This window comes from Kribbella sp. ALI-6-A (assembly GCF_001984195.1).
Taxonomy (GTDB): domain Bacteria; phylum Actinomycetota; class Actinomycetes; order Propionibacteriales; family Kribbellaceae; genus Kribbella.
The window spans coordinates 404,444-421,896 of record NZ_MTQN01000010.1; the positions used below are offsets into that span (position 1 = coordinate 404,444).

A 17,453-nucleotide genomic window follows, 5' to 3' on the forward strand; every position below is an offset into this window, starting at 1 on the left:
CTTCGGACGCTGGCAGGAACTACTCCGAGGCGAGGGCTCCAGCGGGAGCGACCTTCGCCGCGCGACGAGCCGGCAGCACCGACGCGAGCAGACCGGCGATCGCCGCGACCAGCGCGATCGTGACCAGCAGAGCGACCGGTACGGCGTACTGGACCTTGCCGTCGGTCTGCGAGCTCATCAAGGCCGCGGTGCCGGTCCAGCCGTACACCAGGCCGAGCACGATGCCCAGACCGGCCGCGACCAGGGCCATCAGCAACGATTCGACAGCGAGCATTCCGCGCAGCTGGCGGCGGGTCAGACCCATTGCCCTGAGCAACGCGTTCTCCCGGGTGCGTTCGAGCACCGACAGGCTGAGCGTGTTGCCGACGCCGACCAGTGCGATCAGCACCGACACCCCGAGCAGGCCGACTGCGACGATCAGCAGTACGTCGAAGATCTGGGTGTAGCTGCTGCGTTCGGCCAGACCGCCTTCGACGTTCAGTACCTTCACCGACGGCAGCGACTGCTGGACCGCGTCGATCACGTCGGGCCCGTCCGCCTTCGGGTCGGAGGCCAGCCAGAAGCCTGAGACCTTCGCCTGCGGAGCCAGTCTTTGCAGGTCGGTGTCGGTGATCGTGATCGGGTCCAGACCGACGGCCTGGTGGGCCTTCAGGGTGATCTTGTTCCCGCCCGCGACCAGCGTGAGGTCGGAACCCTCCTGCAGAGACAGCATCCGCAGGGTGGGTTTGTCGAGCAGCGCAACCCCCGGCTGCAACTGGCTGACCAGTTGGGGGTTGTGGACGACCGGACCGGTCTTGGCCTGGTCGACACCAGTGATGCTCAGTGTCTCCTGCCCGGCCTTCACATCGACGCTCCGCACCGGAACGACCTGGGTGATGCCCTTGATGTCGCGCAGTTGCTGCTCCGCACTGGCCGGGAGCTTCGCGTCGTACGTGCGGACCATCAGGTCGACCGGGTACTGGTCGTCCATCGTCACGTCGAAGGTCTTGCGAACCGACGCGATGCCCACGCAGGTCAGGCTGATCAACGTGACACCGATCAGCAGCGCGGACGTGGTGGCCGCCGTACGGCGGGGGTTGCGGACGGCGTTCGCCACCGCGATCCGAGCCGGTACGCCGCCCTTGCGGGCCGGCAGCGCGCCGAGCAGCCGGACCAACGCCGGGACGAGCAGCGAGCCGATCGCCAGGACGCCGATGAACGACAGCACGCCGCCGGCGACGCCGATCACGACCTGACCACCCGCAGCGCTTGCCGCGAGCAACAGTCCACCGCCGGCCAGGAGCAGGAAGCCGAGCACGATCCGGACGATGCCGCGCTTCGACGCGGCCGCCGGGGCCGCCTCCGGGCGCAGGGCCGCCAGCGGCGCGACCTTGGTGGCGCGGCGGGCCGGGACGATCGCGGCCAGGACGGTCGCGACGGTGCCGAGCAGCAGCGGCGCGAGGATCGACACCACGTCGAGGTGCAGACTGATCGGCGGCAGTTCCAGGTCGAACTCCCGCGACAGTGCCAGGCCGAGGGCCGACAGCGCGATTCCGACCACCACGCCGACCGCGGAGGCGACCAGGCCGACCACGGCCGCCTCGGCGAGCACCGAAGAGAACACCTGCCGGCGGGACGCGCCGACGCAGCGCAGCAGCGCCATCTCGCGGGTGCGCTGGGCGATCACGATCGTGAAGGTGTTCGCGATCACCAGGCAGGCGACGAACAGGGCGATCACGGCGAACATGCCGAACACCCCGCCGAGCACGTCGATGCCGTTGGTCAGCCCCTTCACCTCGTGATCGATCCAGCCGGCGCCGGTGTAGACCTGCAGGCCGGAGGCCATCGGCGTGATCGCGGCGACCAGGGCTTCCTGGTCGATGCCCGGCTGGGCGGCGATCTTGATCTGGTTGATGTAGCTCTGCGGTTCGAAGATCTTCACCGACTGCGGCGTCGCCACGGCCGAACCGGAACCGAAGCTGGTGCTGTCGTCGAGGATGCCGACGACGGTCACGGTCCAGCGCTTGTTGTCGTACGAGCTGAGCTGGAGCTTGCTGCCGAGGGCGACCTTGTTCTTCTCGGCCGTCCGGGCCGGCAGCGCGATCTCAAGCGTGCTGGCGGGCAGCCGGCCCTGCGACGCTTTCGGGCCGGCGATCTTCGACGTGTCGTAGAGCGCGTTCACGCCGAGGTACGTCGGGCGGACCTGACCGGCCCACTGGACCTGCAGGTACGCGCCGGTGTCGACGACGACCGACGCGGCCTGCGGCAGCTTGCGGAGCGCGGCCGCGTCCTTGGCGTCGACCGAGCGCTGGTCGCTGACCACCACCGCGTCGACGCCGGCGTTGGCCTTGCCGATGGTCTGGTCGATCCCGTGCGACGCCGAGGCGTGCACGGACAACGCCAGGGTGCCGAAGCCGACCCCCAGCACGATCGCCAGGCAGGCGGCGATCAGGCGGCCCATGTGGGCGCGCAGCGAGGAGAGGATGGAGCGTCGCACGGTCAGGCCCCCAGCTGCCGCAGGGCGCCGAGCACGGTCTCGGGCGTCGGCTCGAGCAGCTCTCCGGCCAGCTTGCCGTCGGCCAGCAGGACCACGCGGTCGGCGTACGAGGCGGCGAGCGGGTCGTGGGTGACCATCACGACGGTCTGGCCGAACTCGCGCACGCTGCGGCGCAGGAAACCGAGCACCTCGGCGCCGGAGCGGGAGTCCAGGTTGCCGGTCGGCTCGTCGGCGAAGACGACCTCGGGCCGGCCGACCAGTGCGCGGGCGACGGCCACGCGCTGCTGCTGGCCGCCGGACAGTTCCGATGGGCGATGGGTGAGGCGGTCCTGCAGGCCGAGTACGTCGATCAGGGTGTCGAGCCACTCCTGGTCGGGCTTGCGGTTGCCGAGCTCCAGCGGCAGCAGGATGTTGTCCTTGGCCGAGAGCATCGGGAGCAGGTTGAACGACTGGAAGACGAAGCCGATCCGGTCGCGGCGGATCCGGGTCAGCTCGGCGTCCGGCAGGGTGGTCAGCTCGGTCTCGCCCAGCAGCACCTGGCCCGAGGTGGGCGTGTCGAGGCCTGCCAGACAGTGCATCAGCGTCGACTTGCCGGAGCCCGACGGGCCCATGATCGCGGTGAACCGGCCGACCCCGAAGTCGACGGACACCCCGTCGAGGGCCGCCACCGCGGTGTCGCCCTGCCCGTACACCTTGCGGAGCTCGTGAGCGCGGATCGCGGTCCCGGGGGCGCTGTCCTGCGGCAAACGGCCGAGCGGGAGCTCGCCGGTCTGGATGGTCATCGGTCTCCTTGGTGTACCTCGTGAACGAGCCTGTCCCGCCCACGTCATCGAAGGTATTGATTCGCGGCGCCGGTCTCGTCGGACCAGGGAATGGACTCGGCGTACGACCTGGGTCGTAGCCGAGCGCAACCTGTGTGAGCCGACAGCTTTCCGGTCAGCGAGATCGGAGGATCGGGGCCGATTGCGGGGGAGAAGGGAGGGGTATCGGAAGGGCGGGTTCGGCAGTGAGCCCGAAGGATGCCGTGGCGCGGTCCGCGTCCGGTACGAACGAGGGGCTTCGGGTGCTGCGTGTGAAGGACCGTGACGGGGTGCCGGAGGCGGCTGCGAACGCCGTACCGGATGCCGCGTCGTTGCGGGCGTTGTTCGCGAGCACCGTGCCGGGGACGGTCGGGTTCGAGGAAGAGCTGCTGGTGGTGCATCGGGGCAGCTGGATGCCTGCCGACGCTTCCGCGCTGGTCGCCGGTGCTGGTGACACTCGGGTGAAGACCGAGTTGCCCGCTTGCCAGCTCGAGATCGCGACGTCCGTGCACGAAAAGGTGACGGAAGCCGTCGAGGAGTTGCGTTCGTGCCGGGCGTTGGTCGCCGATGCCTGCGGGCCGGATCTGGCTGTGATCGCCGCGCCGGTTCATCCTTTGCTCGACGGACCGACCGCGCTGGCATCCACGCAACGGGCCGCTGAGCTGGGAGATCGCTACCGAGAAGTGATCGGACGGCAACTGGTCTCGTCGCTGCAGGTCCACCTGGCGTTCGGTGACGCCGACTGCACCTTGGGTGTCTACCACGCGTTGCGCGACGTCCTGCCTGAGTTGGCCGCGTTGGCTGGTGCCGCGCCGTTCTTCGCGGGACGTGACACCGGGTTGTGTTCGGTACGTCCGGTGATCGCGTCCGAGCTGCCACGGCAGGGCGTGCCGCCGATCATCAACTCCTGGGAGGAGTTCGCCGACGACCTCGCCTGGATGGTCCGGGGGAGCACCATGGCCGACGGGTCGGAGTGGTGGTGGGAGCTTCGGCCGCATCTACGGTACGGAACGCTCGAACTGCGGGTGCTCGACGTCCAGGCGACGGTCGAGCGGACCAGCGCGATCGCTCGCTTCGTCCACGCGCTCGGCGCCCACCTCGCCTACCAGCACCACGTCCGCGAACTGCCGCCTCCCGCACCGAGCTGGCGAATCGCCGAGAACCGGTGGTCCGCGCTCCGCGACGGCGTCCGCGGCGAACTGCTCGACCTGCGGACCGGATCGGTCCTCCCGACCCGCCGTCGTCTGCACGACCTGATCGACGCCGCCGAGCCGTACGCGCCGGGCGGGCTGGACGACGTACGGGCGCTGGTGGAGGACCCACCGGTCGATCAGCTGCGCGCACTCGGACCCGAGCGCGTCGTCCCCTGGCTCGCGGAGGTGTTCACCGCATGAAACTGCTGACCCTGCCCGGCGTCTTCGCCCCCATCTCCGACTCGTGGATGCTTGCCGACGCCATTCGCGCGGAGACGCGCGGGCCCGGCTCGCGAGCCCTCGACATCTGCACCGGCAGCGGCGTGCTCGCGCTGACCGCCGCGCAGTGCGGGGCCGAGGCCACCGCGATCGACGTTTCCCGGCGCGCCCTGCTCACCGTGCGCCTGAACGCTCGCCGGGTTGGTGTGTCCGTGCGGACTCGGCGAGGGCGAACGTTCGGGCCGGTCGCAGGGGAACGCTTCGACCTGATCGCCAGCAACCCGCCGTACGTGCCGTCGCCGCGTCCCGACGTGCCGCGCCGGGGCGCCAGCCGGGCCTGGGAGGCCGGGCACGACGGGCGCATCGTCCTGGACGCCATCTGCGACGGGGCTCCGGATCATCTGACGCCCGGCGGGGCCCTGCTTTTGGTCCACTCGTCGCTGATCGGCACGGAGAAGACCCTGGACCGCCTGCGCCAGGCCGGCCTGGTGGATGTCGAGGTCCGCTCCTCCGTCCGCGGCCCTCTGGGTCCTTTGATGAAGGCTCAACAGGCCGCCGGGACAATCCCCGCCGACGTCGACGAGGAGGACGTGGTCATCATCCGGGCCGTCGCTCCCTGACCGTCGGGTGCTTGAATCATCCGCATGTCCCGTCCGCTTCTGATCGGCCTGTACGTCGCTTGGCCGGTGGTCATCGCCGTCGTACGTGCTCGGGTTCGCCGCCGATTCGTCGCCGTCTCGGTGTTGGGTTGGCTGGGCGGCGTGGTGATCGCGACCACTGCGGAACCGGTCGGCACGGGGCTTGTTGTCGGACTGCCCGTCGGAGTGGGCCTGTTCCTCTCCGCATGGCTGATCACCTTCCAGGGGATCACCTTCGAATGGGACTACAGCAAGACGTACGGGGAGGACCCTCGGCCGGCCCCGACCGCTGAGAAGGTGGCCGCCCTGCTGGTGACCTTGCTCGGTTTGTCCGGGATCGCGGTGTGTGCTTGCGGCCTGAGTCGTGGTCGGCGGTTCGGCCTACAGTCCTCCGCATGGATCTGAATGACTACCAGCAGGCAGCCCTTCGCACCGCGGCACCGAAGGACAAACACAACGAGCTCTTCCATCTCTTGCTCGGGCTGGTCGGCGAAACTGGTGAGATCGCCGAGAAAGCCAAGAAGATCGTCCGCGACAAGGACAGCGACTTCTCCCAGTGGGACATCGAAGACCTCACGAAAGAGTTGGGTGACACGCTGTGGTACGTCGCTGTCATCGCGGACCATTTCGGTGTCCCACTCGAAGATGTTGCCCAGCGCAACATCACGAAACTTGCCGACCGGCAGAAGCGAGCGGTGCTCGGGGGGAGTGGAGACAATCGTTGAGTCGGCAATGTGGACGTTTCAGTCCCACCACATGATGGTTCCGAAACCTCGCTCCGCAGCGCCACGGTAGAAGTCACAGAGCGCACGGAAGTGCTCGCAAAGGTACGCAGCCGGCCGATCCATGCGCTCGAACTGGGGGAGTCGACCAAATGCGTCGTGAGCGGACGGAAAGTCGAGCCCGGCAAGCACCTGCAGCGACTTGTCGATCTCAGCGACCTGGGTCGATGAAAGAGACGAGACAGGATGCTCCCAGATGGTCTCCGGCATGTCGCGGTACGCCGGGTTGAGCTCGCCCTCGCCACGTGTTGCTCGGGTGAGCGCCGCCAGGAGCTTCGCGTCCACACGGGCGATCATTGCCGCTTGCATCAATAGCGTCGGAGCCCAATCGAGATCCAGGTAGTCACTCGACTTCAGGCCACGGAACGAGCAAACGTCATCCAGTACCGCGATGGATGTGCTGCACTCCGAGATCATCGCGTCGCTCAAGCGAGCAAGGTTCTGTGTGACAGCCACTGGATCAGTATCTCGCGGGCATCCGCATCCAGCGGATCCTCTCGTCGGCATCGGCGTGGGTTGGCCGTTGTTGCTGCACATCTCGAGTACGCCGCCCGATCCTCCGCATCGTCCCCTCGCGCTCGCGGGATGTGCGCCACGATAGGTCCATGCGAGTCGACCTGTCGGGGACACAGTGGGATGCAATGGAGCAGGGCCGGCTCACCAGCCCCGACGGAGTCCTCTTCCAGCGGCGCGGCACCAAGGCCAAGCGGCGAATCTGCGACGAGGCGATCTCGCGCGGGGCGCCCCTCGTGTTGTTCTACTGGGCCGGCGGTCAGTTGGACTGGCTCGACGGTCCCGACGCACAGGCTGTGTGGCAGAGCGTTCGCGCCGCTGTGACCGTCGAGCCGCGGGCACGTGGGGAACTGGAATGGACGGCCGGCCTCTGGCAGTCCGAAGCAGACCAGACTGTCGTGGTGCTGACCGGACACTGCTGAGGCAAGCCGCTCATCTTGCGTCTTCCCGCTTCTGTTGTCCACATCAACCCGATCCTGAACGTTTCCGATCTACAGGCCAGCACCAGGTTCTACACAGAAGTCCTTGACTTCGAACTCCTTGGCACCTTCGGAGATTCCAGCCGATCTCGGCGTCGTCCGCTGGGACGAGCACGAGATCATCCTGATGCCGTACGCCGGCGACGATGGCGAATTCCGCGCCGCCGACCCGGACGGACATGTGCTCAGGGTGTTCCCGGGTTCTCCGAGGAATAGTCGATCGGGCACAATGCCGCGGTGAGCCGCCCTACATTGACCTCGCTGACGTTTGCTGGCATGGACGACGTGACAAGTGTTGCTGACTTGCTGGCCCGCACCCTCGGGCTCGAGTTCGAGCCACGCAGCAGCGACTATCGCGGGGGCGACTACTTCCTCGCAGGCGACTGGCGGCGCGATGACTTCCCTGAATTGGTCTATGTCCAGCCCAACGAGGACCTCGAAGAGCCTGCGGAACCGGAGTACGCGGCTTATCCGACGCTGGTGTACGTCGAGAGCACACTCCGCGCGGATCAACTGATGCAGGCCCTCGCCAGCACTGATCTTGTCCTCGTACGACGGGAGGATTGGGACGGTCTGCGGGACTCCGCGGCCACACCTGCTCCGTCCTACTGAGCCGGGCGGCAGCACGCAAATGCGCGCGGGAGCACCACGCGACACGCGACGAGGAGTGGGCGTAACCGGCGCGGTCTCTCGAGCTCCCTGCCATGCTCGGCGCTCAGCGAGGAGGCGGGCCGAAGCACGCTGAATCGTCTACAGCCGACCATTGGGGTCGGAGCCGTTGGGGTATGGGTCGGGGTCTTCCCTGATTGACGACCGACGTCGCTCGACAGAAGGTGGAGAACCGGCAGCCGTATCCGTGCGGCTCTGTCCAGAGTGGGGGACCTTGTGACGGATCCAGAACTGGTACGAGAGCTGACGCAGCTTCGTGAGGCCGTCGACCGGCTACGGGAAACGTTCGAGTCGGCAGCCAGTTCGGCCGGCCCAGCCGGGCAGGGGAGTCCAGGGGATCCAGAAGCGCGTCTGCGGAGGTTGTCCGCGCTCTTCGAAGATGGCGTCATCACTGATGAGGATTTCGAGGACGGCAAGCCGGCGCTACTAGCCGAGCTCATGCAAGCCTGATCCCACACTTCTGAAGCCACTGACGCGCGCTCGGTTGCTCGACCTTGGGCATGTCTCACGCCACGCTGCTGCTGACGGCCGGAGTTCCTGTTCACGTGGTCGACCTCGGCCCGCATCGGGCCGTTCAGACACTGCGGTTCTGGGCAATCCGCCTGCTCGTCGCCGGTGCCAGGATCGAGACCGTTCGCTCACACCCCACCGTGAATGACCTCGCTAGGCTCCTCGCCGACGGCGGGGTCACCGCCGGTCCCTCACCGTTGCCCCAGATCGAGGGCAGCGACGCGATTGAGGTCGAGCGGATCGTGTGCCGCGCAGGCACCGTATCGCTTGCCGGACACGTCCTGGTCGCCGCAGAGATCCTCGGCGGTCGCCGAGTCGGGATCCGCATCGAACCAGGCGTGTTGATGTTACGACCTCGACACCCGCGAACTGCTCCGCGTCCGGCCCAACCCGCTGGCCATGGACCAGGCCCACCGCCACGACCATCGTCGAGCCCGTTCGAGTGCAGCGCCGTGCCAGCAACTCCGGCGTGATCATGGTCTGCGGCCAAAAGGTCGCCCTCGATCGCGCCCAGAAACACGAAACCGTCACCGTGCTCACGTCCGAAACCACCCTGGCCATCGAGCTCCCCGACACCGACACCCAGATCGTCCGCCGCACCACCACCCAGCCAGTGCGCAGCATCAAAGGCCGGCGACCCCGCACCGCGACGCCCAACTCGTAAGCCCACCTGTCACGCGGACAGGGCAAACTATTGGGCATGTTGAGCCCAGCGGCCTTCGCCGAGCAAAAACGAGAGATCTGCCGATCCGGACCGCCTAGCGAGGGTGACAACCTGCTCGGCATGGAGATCGACTTTCTCACCTGGTTAGGAGACCCGATTTACGCCGACCAGCCACACGAGTTGCTGGACGACGCCGTCGTCCAGCGAAACGAACGAGGCGAGTGGCTGATAGACGCCTCGGCGACCGCAAAGCCCGGTGTGACCGCCGGACAAGTCGAGGTAGCTCTGTCCACGGCCTGGACACAGGACCTCCGATACGAGTACCGCGAGGCGCACACACTCCTCACCGAACCGACGTCGGTCACACTGCAGGCCGTGACACAGGGCGGCCCAGACGACCTATGGGTCACCGCACAAGTACGAGTGGCGCTGTCCACTCCCTCTCCGGCCTAGCATCAGAGCCCAGCGACCGCGGATCGCAACCTCAATTTCCTGGCTCACAGGTCGCACATCAGTTGGCGGACATGTGTCGCGGATCTATTGGCGGGTGAGCTGAGGCAAGCATGGAGCTTTCGGGTCAGGCGAACCGGTTGGCCGATGGCTCCGGAGGCGTCGGGAGGAAGCCACGCAACTGCGGCATACCCGCCATCTGGACGATCAACGCGAGGTGCTCGTACAGTCCGACCAACTGGACGTTCTCCGCACTGGGTCGCCCGCCGAGGGCGAGCAGCGGCACGAAGCCGTAGCACTGCTCGAACGCGGGTGTGCCCTCCCGATGCGTCGCCACCACCGCGGGATAGGGGTCCCACTCGAACACCGGCCCGCGGTTCTCCGGCCGCTCCATCATCGCGACCAGTTCGCCGAACGGCGTTCCCGTGGGCACCAGGTCGATCACGCCGAAGCGGAACTTGATGACGAAGAACACATCGTTCGCGTGGAAGATGACGTCACCGAGGCCGGTGGTGAACAGCACGGTCGAGTTGTCCGGGAATCCGACCACCCCGTCGAGCATCTGCGCGGCCCGCGCCGGATCGACGACCCGGAAGAAGAAGTCGCCCAGGTAGCCGGCGCCGTGCGTCCGCCACATGTCGACGACCTCGGCAGGTACCTGGCCGGAGAACCGTTCGATCGTCGATTCTTCGATCGTCGACACCCGACTGAATTCCCGAAACGTGGTCAACGGATCTCCTCCCCAGCGTGGCCCCAGGCCCCACCCACCAGCTCAACACGCTTGTCCACCCAGACGATACTTTGTAGCCGGGCAACACTCAGGCAGAAGGTGCGGCCGTACCCCCGAACGATGGTGTTCACGCCGAACCGAAATGATCCCGGGCTGGTAGCTGGAACGTCAGCTGGTGGCGCTCGACGAGCTGGCTCCACCACCGAGAACAAACCGCCGGAGTCCGCTGTGGCGATCAAGAACCGGTCGGTCCGGCCTTCCGGCATACCCGGCGTGAGCGCGCCCTGAGGTCGCCAGCACGATGCTCGCGCGTAGCGGTTCGCGCGATAAGCGCAAAGCATCGCGCGCCGGCGCGCACCCCTGACCGGGCGGGCGCGAGCACCGCGCGGCACGCGACGAAGGAGCGCGCGTAGCCGGCGCGTGGGAAAACCACCCCACCGCACAACAGAGAGTTGCTCCCCCGCCAGGTTTCGATCCTGGTCTTCGAGATTCAAAGTCTCGCGGGCTGCCGATTACCCCACGGGGGACCGCTGGTGCGTTCGGACAGTTTGCCATGGGTACCGGGGCGACACGCGAGGGGTTCCATACCTACGGTCCCGTAGGTTACGGTAGCGTAGGTAAGCAGTCCTCCAGTCAGAGGGAACACGACATGACTCCACCCGCCGTGGCAGCACCGGAGGCGCCGAGCCGCGCCCAGGACGTCGACGAGCTCGACATCGACACCGGAACGCTCGGGGGCGAACGCAAACAGATCTGGGAACAGGTCGCGCTGGCGTTGTTCATCGGGATCCCGTTCCTGGCTGTTCTCGCGGCGGTGCCGATCGCCTGGGGCGGGTTCCTGGGGTGGCGCGACATCGTGATCGCGGTGGTCTTCTACACGATCGCGGGTCACGGCATCTCGATCGGTTTCCACCGGCTGTTCACCCACAAGTCGTTCAAGCCGAACCGGGCGATGAAGTACGCCCTGGCGATCGCCGGCTCGCTGGCGATCGAGGGGCCCGTGGTGCGCTGGGTGGCCGACCACCGCAAGCACCACAAGTTCTCCGACCGTGACGGCGACCCGCACAGCCCGTGGAAGTACGGCGACACGCTGGGTGCGCTGACCAAGGGTTTCCTGCACGCGCACATCGGGTGGTTGTTCGACACCGAGCAGACTCCGCAGCGGCAGTACGCGCCGGACCTGCTGAAGGACAAAGACATCGTCCGGGTCTCCCGGATGTTCCCGCTGCTGGTGCTGATCTCGCTGCTGCTGCCGGCCGTGATCGGCGGTCTGTGGTCCTGGTCGTTCGAGGGCGCGCTGACCGCGTTCTTCTGGGCCAGCCTGGTCCGGATCGCGCTGCTGCACCACGTCACCTGGTCGATCAACTCGATCTGCCACACGATCGGCGACCGGCCGTTCAAGAGCCGGGACAAGTCGGGCAACGTCTGGTGGCTGGCGATCCTCAGCCAGGGCGAGTCGTGGCACAACCTGCACCACTCCGACCCGACCTGCGCGCGGCACGGCGTGCTGAAGGGGCAGCTCGACACGTCGGCGCGCTGCATCTGGTTCTTCGAGAAGATGGGTTGGGTCAGCGACGTGCGCTGGCCGGTGCCGGAGCGGCTCGAGGCACGCCGGGTGAGCGCGGCGGAGCAGGCGGCCGAGAAGGCCGCGGAGAAGGCGGCGCGCAGCCGCCGGACCAAGGTCGCGGCCTGAGCGGGTCCGTGTCGCGATCCCGGCCGGCGCCCTCTTCGCGGGGCGTCCGGCCGGAAATCTCCCAGCACGGGACACCGCCGTACGGCATGATGCTGACGTGATCTCGACGTGACGGAACCCAAACCGCGGCGGTCCACCCGGATCCGGATGACGAGTGCGGAGCGTCGCGAGCAGCTCATCACCATCGCCCGCGGCCTGTTCGCCCAGAAGGGCTTCGAGGCGACCTCGGTGGAGGAGATCGCGGCCAAGGCCGAGGTCTCCAAGCCAGTCGTGTACGAGCACTTCGGTGGCAAGGAGGGCCTGTACGCCGTGGTCGTGGACCGCGAGGTCCGCAGCCTGCTCGACACCGTGACCGCGTCGCTGACCGCGGGCCGGGCGCACGAGCTGGTCGAGCAGGCGGCGCTCGCGCTGCTGGACTACATCGAGAACTCCTCCGACGGGTTCCGGATCCTGGTCCGGGATTCGCCGGTCGGATCGTCGAGCGGGTCGTTCGTCTCGATCCTCAGCGACGTCGCCACCCGGGTCGAGCACATCCTGGCCGAGGAGTTCAAGCGCCGCGAGCTGGACCCGAAAAACGCGCCGATGTACGCGCAGATGCTGGTCGGCATGGTCGCGCTGACCGGCCAGTGGTGGCTCGACGCACGCCGTCCGAAGAAGCCGGACGTCGCCGCGCACCTGGTTAACCTGGCTTGGAACGGCCTGTCCGGCCTGGAAGCCAAGCCGACGCTGTCCACCCGCCCGCACAAGTAGGCCTCGGTCGGTCCCCGGTCGTAGCCCGACATCCGCCCGTGGACTGACCTTTCCGGCGGAAAGTCGCCGTACGCTGACCGGCATGACGGGGTTCTTCACGGCTCGGCGCGTGTCGCCGCAGTCCAGGGCGTTCGACCTGCTGCTGGCGGGTGCATTGACGCTCTTTTTCGGCTTCCTCTCGCTGGCCCAGGCCGGGGTGGCCGGTGTGGTCGGCGTCGCCCTGCTGGTCCCGCTGATCTGGCGGCGCACCCATCCCGAGCTGGTCTTCTTCGGCGTCTCGGCGATTGCTGTCCTGCAGTGGCTGGCGGCGGTCGAGCTGCAGGCCGGCAACGTGGGGCTGCTCGTCGCGCTCTACACGATCTCCGTGTACGGCGAAGTCCGCTACAGCCGTTTCGCCCTCGGCATCGGCGGCCTCGGCGTCCTGATGGCCACCGCGCGGTACTACGCGAACTCCGACTGGCGGCAGCAGATCACGATGATGGTCGCGTTCGGCGCGGTCGTGTTCGGGGTCTGGGCCTTCGGCGAACGCCGCCGCACCCGCGGCCTGTACGTCGCCCAGCTGGAGGAGCGCGCCGCCCAGGCCGAACGCGACCGGGACCGGGAGGCCGCGCTGGCGGTCTCCAACGAGCGGACCCGGATCGCCCGGGAGATCCACGACGTGGTCGCGCACGGCCTGTCGATCATGATCGTCCAGGCCGACGGTGGCCTGTACGCCGCGGACGCGTCGCCGGAGCAGGCGAAGAAGGCGCTGGCCACGATCGGCGACACCGGGCGCGCGTCGCTGACCGAGATGCGCAAGATGCTCGGTCTGCTCAAGCAGGACGAGGCCAACGAGCTCGACCCCAACCAGCCGCGCCCGCAACCCGGCGTCTCCTCGCTGCCCGAGCTGATCGAGAACGTTCGCGAGGCAGGCCTCACCGTCGACTACCAGGTCACCGGTACGCCGCGCGACCTGCCCGCGCTGCTCGGCCTGACGGCGTACCGGATCGTGCAGGAGGGGCTGACCAACACGCTCAAACACGCCGGCCCGGGAGCGCGCACGTCCGTGACGCTGGACTTCGGGCACGAGATGCTGACCGTGGTGGTCACCGACGACGGCCGCGGCGGCGGGGTCGCCCCGAGCAACGATCCGGGCCACGGACTGGTCGGGATGCGGCAACGCGCCTCGATCTCCGGCGGTACGGTGAACGCCGGGCCCAAGGCGGGCGGTGGTTACGAGGTGGTCGCCAAGCTCCCGTACGCCGGACCCGTTGACCAGTAAGCGAAATCGAGCCGGAGGAACAACAGCGTGAGCGAGACCGACGACGGCGTGATCCGGGTCTTCCTGGTGGACGACCAGGAGCTGGTCCGGGCCGGCTTCACCATGCTGGTCGACTCCCAGCCCGACATGCGGGTGGTCGGCCAGGCCGGCGACGGTGGTGAGGCGGTGGAGAAGCTGCGGGTGACCGCGAGCGACGTCGTGCTGATGGACGTCCGGATGCCGCGGCTGGACGGCGTCGAGGCGACCCGCCAGGTGCAGTCGTTGCCTCAGGCACCGAGGGTGATCGTGCTGACGACGTTCGACCTGGACGAGTACGCGTTCGCGGCGATCAAGGCCGGCGCGTCCGGCTTCCTGCTCAAGAACACGCCGCCGGCGGACCTGCTGTCGGCGATCCGTCAGGTGCATTCGGGCGACGCGGTGGTGTCGCCGAGTACGACGCGGCGGCTGCTCGAGCACTTCGCCGGTGCGCTGCCGGACGAGGACCGCGAGGTGCCGAACCTGGCCGACCTGACCGCGCGCGAGCGGGAGGTGCTGGTGGAGGTGGCCCGCGGGCTGTCGAACACCGAGATCGCCCAGCTGTTCACGCTGTCGGAGGCGACGGTGAAGACCCACATCGGCCGGATCCTGGCCAAGACCGGGCTGCGCGACCGGGTCGCCCTGGTCGTGCTCGGCTACGAAACGGGTTTGGTCAAGGCCCACGGCTGAGTTGGTGCCTGGCCTCTGATTGGGCGACCATGGGCACGCTTGGTCGAGGGGTGGGAGAGGGTCGGGTGTGATGCCGGGGTTGTGGGCGGCGGTACGGCGGTGGGTGCTGTCCGAGGGGCCCGCGCTCTGGCCGGCGCTGGTCGCGATGCTGGTGGTCGGCGGCGGCCTGTGGGTCGGCGTCCCGCCACCCGGGCGGGACATCTCGCTGACCGCCGACGCGATGGCCGGTACGACGCTGCAGCAGGTCCGGCCGAGTCCGACCGGTGAGGTCGACCCGCGGCTCGGCGCTGCGGTGGACGCGATTTTGGCCCGGCGTGGCATCGCCGTGCGGCAGAACAACCTCCAGCAGTTCCTCAGCGATGTCGCCCCCGAGTTGCGCGACGAGCAGCGCCAGGTGTTCGAGAACATGCGCAAGCTCGGCATGACCGTGACCTACCGCCGCGCCGAGGTCTGGACCAACTACCAGGCGGTACGCCGGTACGGCCTGGCCACCGGCACGTTCCGGGTCAGCCTGCGCTACCAGATCGCCGGCAGCCGCCTCGCCCAGGCGGCGACCGACGTCGGCTACACCTACACCGTGCGCGACGGCCGGCTCTTCCTGGTCGACGACAACGACCTGGACCGGGCGATCGGCTCCGGCCGCCAGCCGTGGGACTACGGACCGATCGACGTCGTCAAGCGGCGCAACGTGCTGGTCGTGGTCGACCGCGGCCGGCTGGCGTACGCCGAGCGCCAGGCCGACGAGACGGTCGCGATGGCCCGCAAGATCCGCGCGCTGTGGAAGGGCCACCTGCAGATCGTCCCGATGGTCGTCGCGCTGCGCGAGCCGGGCGTGCTGACCGAGCTGCCGCCGACTCTCCGCGGCACCGAGCCGGCCCGGGTGCAGCCGATCCCGAGTCCGGCCGCGGACGGCCGCCCGGTCGGCGGCTGGATCGTCGTACGCCCGGAGGCTCAGGCGACCTTCGACTCGGCCCAGCTGAGCCACGCGCTGATGCACCTGCTGCCGGTCCGGCTCGGCGAGGAGGCGCCGCGCTGGCTCGTCGAGGGCATGGCCCAGTACGCCGAGAGCCGGCAGCTGGTCGCGACCGGCCGGGCCAAGCAGGTCGCGGCCGCCCGCGAGGACATCACCCGCCGATCGCTCGGCGACCTGGTCCGGCTGCCGACCGACGACGAGTACCTGGCTACGGACAGTGACGGAATCAGCTGGCTCGCGGTCGAGCAGCTGATCAAGCAGGTCGGGCTCAGGACGGTCACCGACTTCTACCTGCAGGTGGCCCGGCGGGGGTACAACCGGCCGGCCCAGGAGCGGCTGCTGCTGGAGTACACCGGGTTCACCGAGCAGAAGCTTGTGGATGCGCTGCGAACCCTCGCACAGTGAGCAAGTAGGCTGACGCGGGCGCCTGTTCCGGCGCCCACGCCCCACACTCGCCTGAACGCGTAGGGAACCCGAGGAGAAGACCGCGTGACTTCCCACCGTCCTTCGGCGGTCATCGTGATGGCCGCCGGTCAGGGGACCCGGATGAAATCCGCGACCCCCAAGGTCCTGCACGAGATCGGCGGGCGCAGCCTCGTCGGGCACGCGGTCGTCACCGCGCGTGCTCTCGCGCCCGAGCATCTGGTCGTCGTGGTCGGCACCGGCCGGGAGCAGGTCGAAGCGCACCTGGCCGCCGTCGACCCGGACGTGCGGACCGCCGTCCAGGAGCAGCAGCTCGGCACCGGCGACGCCGTCCGGGCCGGACTCACCGCCGTACCGGAAGGCTTCGACGGCACGGTCGTCGTCACCTCCGGCGACGTCCCGCTACTGACCGCCGAGACGCTGCTGGAGCTGACCGCCGAGCACGACAAGCAGGGCAACGCTGTGACGGTGCTCACCGCGCGCGTGCCCGACCCGACCGGCTACGGCCGGATCCTGCCGGGTCCGGACGGCACGGTCGCGGGCATCGTCGAGCACAAGGACGCCACTGCCGAGCAGCGCCAGATCGACGAGATCAACGCCGGGATCTACGCCTTCGACGCGGCCACGCTGCGCGACGGGCTGAGCCGCCTCACCACGGACAACGCGCAGGGCGAGCTGTACCTGACCGACGTCCTGGCGATCGCCCGAGGCGACGGCAAGCGGGTCGGCGCGTTCGTCACCGAGGACGCGATGCAGACCGAGGGCGTGAACGACCGCGTCCAGCTGGCCACGCTGCGCGCCGAGCTGAACCGGCGCACCCTCGACGCGCTGATGCGCTCCGGAGTCACCGTCGTCGACCCGAGCACGACGTGGGTCGACCAGACCGTCCAGCTCGAGCCGGACGTCACCCTGCTGCCGAACACCCAGCTCCACGGCGCCACCACGGTCGCCACCGGCGCCGTGATCGGCCCGGACACCACGCTGACCGACGTCCAGGTCGGCGAGGGCGCCACGATCATCCGCACCCACGGCTCCGGCGCGCAGATCGGCGCGCGGGCCTCGGTCGGGCCGTTCGCCTACCTGCGGCCCGGGACGTCGCTGGGCGTCAAGGGCAAGATCGGCACGTTCGTGGAGACCAAGAACGCGGCGATCGCCGACGGCGCGAAGGTCCCGCACCTGACCTACGCCGGGGACGCCACGATCGCCGAGGGCGCCAACATCGGCGCCGGCACGATCTTCGCCAACTACGACGGGGTGAACAAGCACCACACGACCGTCGGCCGGCACTCCTTCGTCGGCAGCAACTCGGTGCTGGTCGCGCCGGTCGACATCGCCGACGGCGCGTACATCGCGGCCGGCTCGGCGATCGACCAGCCGGTGGCCCCCGGCGAGATCGCCGTCGCCCGTGGGCGGCAGCGCAACATCAAGGGCTGGGTCGCGCGCAGGCGGGCCGGAACGACAACGGCGAAGGCCGCGGAAGAGGCACTCGCCGACGCATCGGGCGACACTGGCGAGAAGGCGTAAC

Annotated in this window: 19 protein-coding genes and 1 tRNA gene; 15 read left to right on the top strand and 5 right to left on the bottom strand. The window is 68.6% G+C overall.

The window, feature by feature from the left end; all coding sequences use genetic code 11:
- Positions 1-19: 19 nt before the first annotated feature.
- Together BWI15_RS16240 and BWI15_RS16245 are read right to left on the bottom strand one after the other, a co-directional pair.
- Positions 20-2,476: an ABC transporter permease gene (locus tag BWI15_RS16240; RefSeq protein ID WP_077015251.1), complete on the bottom strand. Its 2,457-nt coding sequence runs from the start codon at positions 2,474-2,476 to the stop codon at positions 20-22.
- 2 nt (positions 2,477-2,478) lie between these two features.
- Positions 2,479-3,258, bottom strand: coding sequence for an ABC transporter ATP-binding protein (locus BWI15_RS16245; protein ID WP_077015252.1), 780 nt, complete (start codon positions 3,256-3,258; stop codon positions 2,479-2,481).
- Positions 3,259-3,539: 281 nt separating this feature from the next.
- Between BWI15_RS16245 and BWI15_RS16250 the strand changes: the two genes are divergently transcribed.
- The 4 genes from BWI15_RS16250 (at position 3,540) to BWI15_RS16265 (ending at position 6,051) form a co-directional block, all read left to right on the top strand.
- Entirely contained in the window at positions 3,540-4,670 is a 1,131-nt protein-coding gene (locus BWI15_RS16250) for a carboxylate-amine ligase (protein WP_237771304.1), read from the top strand.
- The gene (locus BWI15_RS16255) at positions 4,667-5,308 is read left to right on the top strand and encodes a HemK2/MTQ2 family protein methyltransferase (protein WP_077015254.1); all 642 of its coding nucleotides are present in this window, start codon (positions 4,667-4,669) and stop codon (positions 5,306-5,308) included. The genes BWI15_RS16250 and BWI15_RS16255 overlap by 4 nt, the downstream gene beginning before the upstream one ends.
- Before the next feature lie 66 nt (positions 5,309-5,374).
- Complete coding sequence (locus tag BWI15_RS16260; RefSeq protein WP_143465634.1) at positions 5,375-5,731, top strand: hypothetical protein; 357 nt, start codon at positions 5,375-5,377, stop codon at positions 5,729-5,731.
- Positions 5,722-6,051 carry a nucleoside triphosphate pyrophosphohydrolase family protein gene (locus tag BWI15_RS16265; protein WP_077015256.1) on the top strand — a complete coding sequence of 110 codons (330 nt, stop codon included), beginning with the start codon at positions 5,722-5,724 and terminating at the stop codon, positions 6,049-6,051. Before BWI15_RS16260 ends, BWI15_RS16265 begins: the two co-directional genes overlap by 10 nt.
- 18 nt (positions 6,052-6,069) lie before the next feature.
- On the opposite strand, the gene BWI15_RS16270 is transcribed toward BWI15_RS16265, so the two are convergent.
- Positions 6,070-6,564, bottom strand: coding sequence for a hypothetical protein (locus tag BWI15_RS16270; protein ID WP_143465636.1), 495 nt, complete (start codon positions 6,562-6,564; stop codon positions 6,070-6,072).
- A 149-nt stretch (positions 6,565-6,713) separates the two neighbouring features.
- On the opposite strand from BWI15_RS16270, the gene BWI15_RS16275 reads away from it, so the two are divergent.
- The 5 genes from BWI15_RS16275 (at position 6,714) to BWI15_RS16295 (ending at position 9,396) form a co-directional block, all read left to right on the top strand.
- Positions 6,714-7,043: a hypothetical protein gene (locus tag BWI15_RS16275; RefSeq protein WP_077015258.1), complete on the top strand. Its 330-nt coding sequence runs from the start codon at positions 6,714-6,716 to the stop codon at positions 7,041-7,043.
- A gap of 15 nt (positions 7,044-7,058) precedes the next feature.
- Complete coding sequence (locus tag BWI15_RS40725; protein ID WP_077015259.1) at positions 7,059-7,316, top strand: VOC family protein; 258 nt, start codon at positions 7,059-7,061, stop codon at positions 7,314-7,316.
- A gap of 60 nt (positions 7,317-7,376) precedes the next feature.
- Positions 7,377-7,712, top strand: a complete 336-nt coding sequence (locus BWI15_RS16285; RefSeq protein ID WP_143465638.1) for a hypothetical protein — start codon at positions 7,377-7,379, stop codon at positions 7,710-7,712.
- A gap of 1,009 nt (positions 7,713-8,721) precedes the next feature.
- A complete protein-coding gene (locus tag BWI15_RS16290) occupies positions 8,722-8,943 on the top strand; it encodes a hypothetical protein (RefSeq protein WP_077015261.1) in 222 nt (73 codons plus the stop codon).
- A gap of 120 nt (positions 8,944-9,063) precedes the next feature.
- On the top strand, positions 9,064-9,396 hold the full coding sequence (locus BWI15_RS16295; protein ID WP_077015262.1) for a hypothetical protein: 333 nt from the start codon (positions 9,064-9,066) through the stop codon (positions 9,394-9,396).
- A 124-nt stretch (positions 9,397-9,520) separates the two neighbouring features.
- Here the strand turns inward: BWI15_RS16295 and BWI15_RS16300 are convergent, their stop codons facing one another.
- Positions 9,521-10,123 carry a T6SS immunity protein Tdi1 domain-containing protein gene (locus BWI15_RS16300; RefSeq protein WP_083750804.1) on the bottom strand — a complete coding sequence of 201 codons (603 nt, stop codon included), beginning with the start codon at positions 10,121-10,123 and terminating at the stop codon, positions 9,521-9,523.
- A gap of 455 nt (positions 10,124-10,578) precedes the next feature.
- Positions 10,579-10,650 (bottom strand) — tRNA-Gln (locus tag BWI15_RS39410).
- Between the two features lie 122 nt (positions 10,651-10,772).
- Here BWI15_RS39410 and BWI15_RS16305 point away from each other — a divergent pair.
- The 6 genes from BWI15_RS16305 (at position 10,773) to glmU (ending at position 17,452) form a co-directional block, all read left to right on the top strand.
- On the top strand, positions 10,773-11,816 hold the full coding sequence (locus BWI15_RS16305; protein WP_077015264.1) for an acyl-CoA desaturase: 1,044 nt from the start codon (positions 10,773-10,775) through the stop codon (positions 11,814-11,816).
- 108 nt (positions 11,817-11,924) lie between these two features.
- Positions 11,925-12,566 carry a TetR/AcrR family transcriptional regulator gene (locus BWI15_RS16310; RefSeq protein ID WP_077015265.1) on the top strand — a complete coding sequence of 214 codons (642 nt, stop codon included), beginning with the start codon at positions 11,925-11,927 and terminating at the stop codon, positions 12,564-12,566.
- Positions 12,567-12,648: 82 nt separating this feature from the next.
- Positions 12,649-13,827 (top strand): sensor histidine kinase, encoded by a 1,179-nt coding sequence (locus BWI15_RS16315; protein WP_077015266.1) that lies wholly within the window; start codon positions 12,649-12,651, stop codon positions 13,825-13,827.
- Positions 13,828-13,854: 27 nt separating this feature from the next.
- Entirely contained in the window at positions 13,855-14,532 is a 678-nt protein-coding gene (locus BWI15_RS16320) for a response regulator transcription factor (protein WP_083750806.1), read from the top strand.
- 70 nt (positions 14,533-14,602) lie between these two features.
- Positions 14,603-15,910 carry a hypothetical protein gene (locus BWI15_RS16325; RefSeq protein ID WP_077015267.1) on the top strand — a complete coding sequence of 436 codons (1,308 nt, stop codon included), beginning with the start codon at positions 14,603-14,605 and terminating at the stop codon, positions 15,908-15,910.
- Between the two features lie 84 nt (positions 15,911-15,994).
- On the top strand, positions 15,995-17,452 hold the full coding sequence (gene glmU / locus BWI15_RS16330) for a bifunctional UDP-N-acetylglucosamine diphosphorylase/glucosamine-1-phosphate N-acetyltransferase GlmU (protein ID WP_077015268.1): 1,458 nt from the start codon (positions 15,995-15,997) through the stop codon (positions 17,450-17,452).
- Position 17,453: the final 1 nt, after the last annotated feature.

Bases quoted from the DNA above. Each gene is read 5' to 3' on its own strand.
- BWI15_RS16285 (WP_143465638.1), top strand. From the start codon at position 7,377: ATGGACGACGTGACAAGTGTTGCTGACTTGCTGGCCCGCACCCTCGGG.
- BWI15_RS16305 (WP_077015264.1), top strand. From the start codon at position 10,773: ATGACTCCACCCGCCGTGGCAGCACCGGAGGCGCCGAGCCGCGCCCAG.
- BWI15_RS16295 (WP_077015262.1), top strand. From the start codon at position 9,064: ATGGAGATCGACTTTCTCACCTGGTTAGGAGACCCGATTTACGCCGAC.
- BWI15_RS16255 (WP_077015254.1), top strand. From the start codon at position 4,667: ATGAAACTGCTGACCCTGCCCGGCGTCTTCGCCCCCATCTCCGACTCG.
- BWI15_RS16325 (WP_077015267.1), top strand. From the start codon at position 14,603: ATGCCGGGGTTGTGGGCGGCGGTACGGCGGTGGGTGCTGTCCGAGGGG.
- BWI15_RS16245 (WP_077015252.1), bottom strand. From the start codon at position 3,258: ATGACCATCCAGACCGGCGAGCTCCCGCTCGGCCGTTTGCCGCAGGAC.
- BWI15_RS16275 (WP_077015258.1), top strand. From the start codon at position 6,714: ATGCGAGTCGACCTGTCGGGGACACAGTGGGATGCAATGGAGCAGGGC.
- BWI15_RS16265 (WP_077015256.1), top strand. From the start codon at position 5,722: ATGGATCTGAATGACTACCAGCAGGCAGCCCTTCGCACCGCGGCACCG.
- BWI15_RS16315 (WP_077015266.1), top strand. From the start codon at position 12,649: ATGACGGGGTTCTTCACGGCTCGGCGCGTGTCGCCGCAGTCCAGGGCG.